This window comes from Mycobacterium sp. TH-M11 (genome assembly GCF_057473725.1).
This window is the reverse complement of record NZ_JBYCLD010000560.1, coordinates 1-8,778: the sequence shown is the minus strand read 5'-3', so window position 1 is coordinate 8,778 and position 8,778 is coordinate 1. Positions and strand designations below refer to the sequence as shown.

The 8,778-nt window shown below is 64.5% G+C and carries 7 protein-coding genes and 1 pseudogene; all 8 read left to right on the top strand.

Going from position 1 to position 8,778, the window contains the following annotated elements:
* Nucleotides 1–152: pseudogene (locus AC2VOG_RS21025) on the top strand (type VII secretion protein EsxI); the annotation flags it as partial.
* A 313-nt stretch (nucleotides 153–465) separates the two neighbouring features.
* Entirely contained in the window at nucleotides 466–1,239 is a 774-nt protein-coding gene (locus tag AC2VOG_RS21020) for a response regulator transcription factor (RefSeq protein ID WP_486941745.1), read from the top strand.
* A 19-nt stretch (nucleotides 1,240–1,258) separates the two neighbouring features.
* Nucleotides 1,259–2,734: a sensor histidine kinase gene (locus AC2VOG_RS21015; RefSeq protein ID WP_486941744.1), complete on the top strand. Its 1,476-nt coding sequence runs from the start codon at nucleotides 1,259–1,261 to the stop codon at nucleotides 2,732–2,734.
* Between the two features lie 390 nt (nucleotides 2,735–3,124).
* The gene (locus AC2VOG_RS21010) at nucleotides 3,125–3,214 is read left to right on the top strand and encodes a K(+)-transporting ATPase subunit F (RefSeq protein ID WP_486941743.1); all 90 of its coding nucleotides are present in this window, start codon (nucleotides 3,125–3,127) and stop codon (nucleotides 3,212–3,214) included.
* Nucleotides 3,214–4,875 carry a potassium-transporting ATPase subunit KdpA gene (kdpA, locus tag AC2VOG_RS21005; protein ID WP_486941742.1) on the top strand — a complete coding sequence of 554 codons (1,662 nt, stop codon included), beginning with the start codon at nucleotides 3,214–3,216 and terminating at the stop codon, nucleotides 4,873–4,875. The genes AC2VOG_RS21010 and kdpA overlap by 1 nt, the downstream gene beginning before the upstream one ends.
* 1 nt (nucleotide 4,876) lies before the next feature.
* Nucleotides 4,877–7,048 carry a potassium-transporting ATPase subunit KdpB gene (kdpB, locus tag AC2VOG_RS21000; protein ID WP_486941741.1) on the top strand — a complete coding sequence of 724 codons (2,172 nt, stop codon included), beginning with the start codon at nucleotides 4,877–4,879 and terminating at the stop codon, nucleotides 7,046–7,048.
* A gap of 2 nt (nucleotides 7,049–7,050) precedes the next feature.
* Nucleotides 7,051–8,016, top strand: coding sequence for a potassium-transporting ATPase subunit C (locus AC2VOG_RS20995; RefSeq protein ID WP_486941740.1), 966 nt, complete (start codon nucleotides 7,051–7,053; stop codon nucleotides 8,014–8,016).
* Between the two features lie 46 nt (nucleotides 8,017–8,062).
* A partial coding sequence (locus AC2VOG_RS20990; protein WP_486941746.1) for a histidine kinase occupies nucleotides 8,063–8,778 on the top strand: 716 nt, incomplete at its 3' end.

Genomic DNA, 8,778 nt, shown 5'->3' with positions numbered 1-8,778 from the left:
CGGGTTCGGTGGCGTGTCAGGAGTTCATCACCCAGTTGGGTCGCAACTTCCAGGTCATCTACGAACAGGCCAACAGCCACGGCCAAAAAGTTCAGTCAGCCGGCAACAACATGTCCTCCACCGACTCCGCCGTCGGCTCCAGCTGGGCCTAACGGTCACACCGCACACTGTGCCCGTACACCGAAAGGCGTGCGGGCACAGTTGTTTCCGGCATAACGACCCCGATCACCCCACCGACCGCCGCAGGGGAGACCGCGAATAACGGCAGCGTCATCGCCACCTCCAAAGTCAGCGTCAGATCATCTACACCGTTACCGCGCGGTCGGTCAGCAACGAGTGTGCGCTAACGGCCGGAAGTCACACACACCCAGCCCTGATGCCCACCTACCGCGTCGAGTCTGCACAAATGTGAGAACCGTATGAGCTTCGTGACAATGGGGTGTGCGGCAGGGAGAATCGAAACTCATGACGGTTACGTCGGGAACCACTCGCGAGCAGCGGCCGCGTCAAGCCATCCTGGGTAAGCTTCCCCGGATCAGCCGCGACGACGGATCACCGATCCGGGTTCTGCTGGTCGATGATGAGCCCGCGTTGACAAACCTGGTCAAGATGGCCCTGCACTACGAAGGCTGGACCGTCGAGGTCGCCCACAACGGCAGGGATGCCGTCAGCAAGTTCGGCAACGTCGAACCCGATGTGCTCGTCCTCGACATCATGCTCCCTGACATCGACGGTCTGGAGATCCTGCACCGGGTCCGCGAATCGGGGCCCTACACGCCCACCTTGTTCCTCACCGCGCGCGACTCGGTGATGGACCGGGTGACCGGCCTGACCGCGGGCGCCGACGACTACATGACCAAGCCTTTCAGCCTCGAGGAGCTGGTCGCCCGGCTGCGCGGGCTGCTTCGCCGCTCCAACCACCTCGCGCCGCCCGTCGAGGAGAGCCTCACGATCGGCGACCTCACGCTCGACGGCGCGAGCCACGAGGTGCACCGGGCCGGCACGCTGATCTCGCTCTCCTCAACCGAATTCGAGTTGCTGCGGTTTTTGATGCGCAACCCGCGCCGTGCGCTGACCCGTACCGAGATCCTGGACCGGGTTTGGAATTACGATTTCGCCGGGCGCACCAGCATCGTCGATCTGTACATTTCGTACCTGCGCAAGAAGATCGACGCCGGCCGAGAGCCAATGCTGCACACCGTGCGCGGCGTCGGATACATGCTCCGCCCACCGGCGTAACGCCGAGGGTGGCAGTGCGATGACCGAGGCGCGGGCGACGCCGTGGTGGCGGCCCCGTTCACTACGGTATCAACTGGTTTTGGGTGTCTCGGCGGTCGTCACTGTCGTCCTGCTGGTAGTCGGCGTCATCTCGGTGCTGAGTCTGCGCACGTACGTGTACGCGATGACGGATGCCGATCTCGAGTCATCGCTTGACTCGCTGGATCATTCGTACACCCACTACCTTGCCGGCGAGGCCGGCCAACATGTCGACATCGGGTCGGCGCTGCTCGGCTTCACCGAGCAGAACGCGGGAAATGTGATCGCCGTGGTCCAGCACGGCGAGGTGAGCGGTGCGGCGGTCTTCTACGAGGACGATCCGCGCGCCGCCTCGCCCGACGTCGTATCCGCCATCCAGGCACAGAACTGGCGCGACGGCGAGATACGCACGGTGAAGCTGGGCGGTTTGGGGCCGTATCGAGTCAGTAGCCAAAAGACCGGCTCCGGTGACGTCTTGGTGGTCGGCCTTTCGCTTCAGCTGGTCAACACGACGATCAGCCGCAGAATCGTAAGTGCCACAGCGCTTTCGATCGCCGCGGTGCTGGTGACGTCGGGCCTCACCGCCCTGGTGGTCGGATATGGGCTGCGACCGCTGCGCCGTGTCGCGCTCACCGCGGCCGAGGTCGCCGGCACCCCACTCACTGGCGACGACCATCGCATCACCACCAGAGTCAGGCCTGATGACACCGACCCGAACAACGAGGTCGGAATCGTCGGACACACCTTCAACCGGCTGCTCGACAATGTCGACAGCGCGCTGGCGCATCGAGCCGAATCCGACCGGCGGATGAGGCAATTCATCACGGACGCCAGTCACGAACTGCGGACGCCACTGGCGGCGCTGCAAGGCTACTCGGAGCTCACCCGCCAAGACAGCGCCGCGCTGCCCCCGACGACGGAGTACGCGCTGGCCCGGATCGAGTCCGAGGCAGCCCGGATGGCGTCGCTCGTCGACGAACTCCTGCTGCTCTCGCGGCTGAGCGAGGGCGACGATCTGCGGACCGAGGACGTCGACCTGACCGACATCGTGCTCAATGCATTCAACGACGCTGCGGTGGCCGCACCGCATCACCGGTGGGTCAAGGATCTGCCCGACGACCCAGTGTGGGTGCGCGGCGATCCCGACCGACTGCATCAACTGGTCAGCAATCTGTTGACCAACGGGTGGGTCCACACCCCGCCAGGAGTAACTGTGACGACGTCGATTACCCGCCCATCCGACGCGCCCTACGCCGAGTTGGTGGTGGCCGACGACGGGCCCGATATCGACCCGGAACTGCTCCCCCATCTCTTCGATCGATTCGTGCGCGCCAAAGACGCGCACCACGAAGGCGGTGGTAACGGACTCGGGCTGGCGATTGTCGACTCGATCGTCAAAGCACACAACGGGTCGGTCACCGCCGAATCCGGCGCGGGCCGCACCACTTTCCGGGTAAGCCTGCCGCTATCGCAGTAGCACACATCACAGCCCGTCCAGCAAACACGCGTGCTGGCTCAAGCCTATGTGAAAATCAAGAAACAGTGATTGCCGCATGTCAGATCGGCGGATCAGCTGTAAAGAAATCGTTAGCGGCTGAACTTTGCGTGAGGGGGGCGCATACGTTCTTCCCAGACCTCGTCGCAGAGGGCAAAATTGCATGCCGATACCAAGGAGACTCGATAGCCGATCGACCCGACCGGCCTGTCACGAACGGAGAAACGATGGGCGTGGTTGCCTACGCCTTGCTGACGGTGGCCGTGTTCGCCGTCCTGGGCTTCCTGCAAAAGCTGGTCGAGAAGCTGTGACCCGCGCGATCGACGGGGAACCGGCGCGTGCGAGCTCCGCCTGTGCGCAGGAGTGGCGCCCGTGAGCATCGACAACATCATCGGCCTGGCACTCGCAGCCGTGCTGGTGGCCTACCTGGTTGCGGCCTTGTACCTGCCGGAGAGGTTTTAGTGAGCACGTCTACCGCGGGCATCGGGCTGCTCGTGTTGGCCCTGATGGCAATACACGTGCCGCTGGGCGACTACATGTACCGCGTCTACACCTCGGAACGCGACTGGCGCATCGAGAAGGTCGTCTACCGCATCATCGGCGCCGACCCCGAAGCTGAACAACCGTGGTACGCCTATGCTCGCAGCCTGCTGGCGTTCTCGGCGGTCAGCGTGCTGTTCCTGTTCTTCTTCGAACTGGTGCAGGACAAGCTGCCGCTGCACCTGCACGACCCGACGACCACGATGACCCCGTCGCTGGCGTGGAACACCGCAATCAGCTTTGTCACCAACACCAACTGGCAGGCTTACTCCGGCGAGACGACGCAGGGTCATTTGGTGCAAATGGCCGGGCTGGCCGTGCAGAACTTCGTCTCCGCCGCGGCGGGCATGGCCGTCGCGGTCGCCCTGGTTCGCGGGTTCGCGCGCACTAGGACTCCTGAGATCGGAAATTTCTGGGTCGATCTGGTCCGGGGAACGCTGCGCATCCTGCTGCCGATCTCGACCATTGGCGCGATCGTCTTGATCAGCGGCGGCGCCGTCGAGAACTTCCACCTGAACGACCAGGTGGTCAACACGCTCAACGGCATGCACCAAACCATCACCGGCGGGCCGGTGGCCAGCCAGGAAGCCATCAAGGAACTCGGCACCAACGGGGGCGGGTTCTACAACGCCAACTCCGCCCACCCGTTCGAGAACCCGACCAGGCTGACCAATTGGATCGAGACGTTCCTGCTGCTGGCGATCAGCTTTTCGCTGCCGCGCACTTTCGGCCGCATGGTGGGCAACACCAAGCAGGGCTACGCAATCGCTGCGGTGATGGGCGTGTTGGCGACGATCAGCCTGGTCATGATCGAGCTGTTGGAGCTCAGCCACCATGGGACCGTGCCCACCGCGGCCGGCGCGGCAATGGAAGGTGTCGAGCAGCGCTTCGGAGTCGCGAATTCCGCGGTGTTCGCGGACGCGACCACGCTGACGTCAACGGGCGCCGTCGATTCGGCGCACGATTCCTACACCAGCCTCGGCGGCCTGGTTCAGATGTTCAACATGCAGATCGGCGAGGTCGCGCCCGGCGGGGTCGGCTCGGGCCTTTACGGGATGCTGATCATGGCCATCATCACCGTGTTCGTCGCAGGGCTGATGGTCGGACGCACCCCGGAGTACCTGGGTAAGAAGATCCGGCCACGCGAAATGAAGTTGGCGGCAAGCTTTTTCCCGGTGACCGAGCTACTGGTGCTGATCGGAACCGCCATCGCAATCGCCTTGCCGGGCCCCCGGTCCGGCATGGAAAATACTGGGCCGCACGGCCTCTCAGAAGTGCTCTACGCGTTCACCTCCGCCGCCAACAACAACGGTTCCGCTTTCGCCGGACTTTCGGTCAATACCGTCTGGTACAACACCGCGCTCGGCCTGGTCATGGCGTTGGCCCGATTCCTGCCGATGATCCTGGTGCTGGCGCTGGCTGGTTCACTGGCCCGCCAGGGACGTACCCCGGAGTCACCGGGCACCCTACCCACCCACCGACCGCAATTCGTCGGTCTGGTAGCTGCGGTGACGGTGGTGCTGTGCGCGTTGACCTTCCTTCCGGCCTTGGCGCTGGGCCCCCTTGCGGAAGGAATCCACTGATATGACAACACTTTCGACCGGCAACACGCCGCGGTCGACGAGGTCGGCGCGTTCTCACCAAAGCGGCTCCAGTCCGGTCCGGGGCGGGCTCATTGACCCGGCATTGCTGCTCAAGTCACTGCCTGACGCGGTACGCAAATTCGATCCGCGTTCGTTGTGGCGCAACCCGGTGATGCTGATCGTCGAAATCGGCGCCCTCTGGTCGACGGTCCTGACGATTCGCGGCCCTTCGTGGTTCGGCTGGATGGTCGTGTTCTGGCTCTGGCTGACAGTACTTTTCGGCAATCTGGCCGAGGCCGTTGCCGAAGGTCGAGGCAAGGCGCAAGCCGACACACTGCGGAAGTCCAAGGCTGACACCATCGCCCGCCGCTTACGGGGCTGGGAGCCCGGCAAGGCCGGCACCGAAGAAGACGTCCGTGCGCCCGAATTGCGAAAGGGCGACCTTGTCGTCGTCGAGACCGGCGAAACCATCCCCGGTGACGGCGAGATCGTGGAAGGCATTGCGTCGGTTAATGAATCGGCGATCACCGGCGAATCCGCACCAGTGATCCGCGAGTCCGGCGGCGACCGCTCCGCAGTCACCGGCGGGACCACCGTGCTGTCGGACCGCATCGTCGTCAAGATCACTCAGGAGCCCGGCAAGAGCTTCATCGACCGGATGATCGCCTTGGTCGAGGGTGCCAACCGGCAGAAAACACCGAACGAGATCGCGCTGAACATCCTGCTGGCGGCGCTGACCATCATCTTCCTGTTCGCAGTGGTGACAATCCAGCCGCTGGCAATGTATTCCAAGGTGAGCAACCCGGGCGTCCCCGACACCGCGGCCCTGACCGCCAACGGGGTCGACGGCGTCGTCTTGGTGGCATTGCTGGTGTGCCTGATCCCCACCACGATCGGTGCGCTGCTGTCGGCCATCGGAATTGCCGGCATGGACCGGTTGATCCAGCGCAACGTGCTGGCCATGTCGGGCCGCGCCGTCGAGGCGGCCGGCGACGTCGACACGCTGCTGCTGGACAAGACCGGCACGATAACCCTGGGCAATCGCGAGGCCTCGGAGTTCATCCCGGTCGCGGGGGTGACGGCCGAGGAACTGGCGGACGCCGCTCAACTGTCCAGCCTGGCCGACGAAACCCCCGAGGGCCGCTCAATCGTGGTGTACGCCAAGGAACACTACGGTTTGCGGGAACGGCCCCCGGGCGAACTGAGCCAAGCGAAGTGGATCGAGTTCACCGCGAACACCCGGATGTCCGGTGTCGACCTCGTCGGACGACAGCTTCGCAAGGGCGCCGCGAATTCGGTTGCCAACTGGATTCGCGAACAGGGTGGCGATGTCCCGACCGCATTCGGCGAAGTGGTGGACGGAATCTCCGCGGCCGGCGGGACGCCGTTGGTGGTGGGAGTTGTTCGCCACGAGAACGGCGCCAAGGGGGCCGACGTGCTCGGTGTCATTCATCTCAAGGACATCGTCAAGCACGGTATGCGCGACCGGTTCGACGAGATGCGAAAGATGGGCATCCGCACGGTGATGATCACCGGCGACAATCCGTTGACCGCCAGGGCGATCGCCGACGAGGCCGGGGTCGACGACTTTCTGGCCGAGGCCACCCCCGAGGACAAGCTGGCGCTGATAAAACGCGAACAGCAGGGCGGCCGGCTGGTCGCCATGACCGGCGACGGAACCAACGACGCGCCCGCGCTGGCTCAGGCCGACGTCGGGGTGGCGATGAACAGCGGTACCAGCGCGGCCAAAGAGGCCGGCAACATGGTCGATCTGGATTCCGACCCGACCAAGCTCATCGAGATCGTCGAGATCGGCAAGCAACTGCTGATCACCCGCGGCGCGTTGAGCACGTTCTCGATCGCCAACGACGTCGCCAAGTACTTCGCGATCATCCCAGCCATGTTCGTGTCGCTGTTTCCCGGGCTGGGCATGCTCAACATCATGCGGTTGCACAGCCCGCAGTCGGCGATCCTGTCCGCGGTGATTTTCAACGCGATCATCATCGTCGCGCTGATCCCGTTGGCACTGCGCGGGGTCCAATACACTCCGAGCAGCGCGTCGAAACTGTTGAGCCGCAACCTTTATATCTATGGACTGGGCGGGATCCTCGCCCCGTTCGTCGGCATCAAACTCATCGACCTGGCAGTGCAATTCATTCCTGGGATGGGCTGACGATGAACCTCTCGAATGTCTTCCGGCAGCACTGGGCGGCCTTGCGCGCCCTGCTGGCGTTGACGGTGATCACCGGCATCGGCTACCCGCTGGTCGTCTGGGGCATCGCCCAGCTTCCCGGTCTGCACGACAAGGCGGACGGTTCCATACTGACCGTCGACGGGCCCAATGGTTCGGAGAGGCGTGTCGGCAGCAAGCTGATTGGGCAGTCATTCACCGACAAGAACGGCAACCCGCTGCCCCGCTACTTCCAGAGCCGCCCGTCGGCCGCAGGCGCCGGCTATGACCCCACCGCATCCGGCGCCAGCAATCTGGGTCCGGAAAGCATCCTCGACACTCCCGCCGATCCGGCCAAGCTGACTCCCGGTACCAACCCGACCGATGCCGGCTTCAAACCCAGTCTGCTGACTCAGGTGTGCTCGCGCAGCCGGGCGATCGGCATTCTCGAAAAGGTCGATGGATCGAGGCCGTTCTGCACCGGTGGCGGCGTCGGCGCCGTGCTCTCGGTGATCGGGCCGCGGGACCGCGCCGGCAACATCCTCGACCCCGTCACGGTGGTGAGCGTCAACGAGCCCTGCGCAACGCCCGGCAGCCCGCCCACCGTGGTGTTCCAGCGGGTCTACCAGGGAGTGACGGTGCAGTGCGCCCAGTACGGTCGCGACTACGCGGTCGGTCGTCTCGTACCGATTCGCGGCTCAGCGCCCGAACAGCCTGAGGTGCCGCCGGACGCGGTCACCGCCAGCGCCAGCGGCCTGGATCCCGACATCTCGTCCGCCTACGCCGAGCTTCAAGTGGCCCGAGTGGCCCGCGCTCGCGGCATCAGTGTCGGACAAGTCCGCGACGTGGTACGCCACAACCAGCACGGCCGCGTGGTCGGCTTCGTCGGCGAGCCAGTGGTGAACGTCCTGGCGGTCAATCTCGAGTTGGATCGCCTCGCCCCGGTGAAATCGTCGCCCTCCAGTGGATGATGGCGAGGTGACCTCCGTAGACGGGCCGGCGACCTACGACGACCCCCTGGCGCACCGGGCGAACCCGCAGCGCCGCGGTGAGCTGCGTATCTACCTCGGTGCGGCGCCGGGCGTCGGCAAGACCTGCGCGATGCTGGGTGAGGCGCACCGCAGGCTGGAGCGCGGCACCGACGTCGTCGCGGCGGTGGTGGAGACGCACGGCCGCAAGAAGGTCGCCGAGCTCATCAAGGGCATTGAAGTCATTCCGCCGCACTACATCACCTACCGTGGAACGACCTTTCCCGAACTCGATATCGAGGCGGTGCTGGCCCGCAATCCCGAAGTGGCACTCGTCGACGAATACGCCCACAGCAACATCCCGGGCAGCACACACGAAAAGCGTTGGGAGGACATCGAAACGCTGCTCGACGCGGGCATCACAGTGGTCTCGACGCTCAACGTCCAGCATCTGGAAAGCCTCAACGACGTTGTCGCTCAGATCACCGGAATCGAACAACGTGAGACCGTACCCGACGAGATGGTCCGGAAGGCAGCTCAGATCGAGCTTGTCGATATCACACCGGAAGCGTTGCGGCGCAGACTTGCCCACGGAAACGTGTACCCACCGGAACGCATCGATGCGGCGCTGACCAATTACTTCCGCGCCGGGAACCTGACCGCGCTGCGCGAGATCGCGCTGCTGTGGCTCGCCGATCAGGTGGACGCTGCGCTGTCGAAGTACCGCGCCGACAAGAAGATCACCGACACGTGGGAGGCGCGCGA

Bases quoted from the DNA above. Each gene is read 5' to 3' on its own strand.
- AC2VOG_RS21020 (WP_486941745.1), top strand. From the start codon at position 466: ATGACGGTTACGTCGGGAACCACTCGCGAGCAGCGGCCGCGTCAAGCC.
- AC2VOG_RS21015 (WP_486941744.1), top strand. From the start codon at position 1,259: ATGACCGAGGCGCGGGCGACGCCGTGGTGGCGGCCCCGTTCACTACGG.
- kdpB (WP_486941741.1), top strand. From the start codon at position 4,877: ATGACAACACTTTCGACCGGCAACACGCCGCGGTCGACGAGGTCGGCG.
- AC2VOG_RS20995 (WP_486941740.1), top strand. From the start codon at position 7,051: ATGAACCTCTCGAATGTCTTCCGGCAGCACTGGGCGGCCTTGCGCGCC.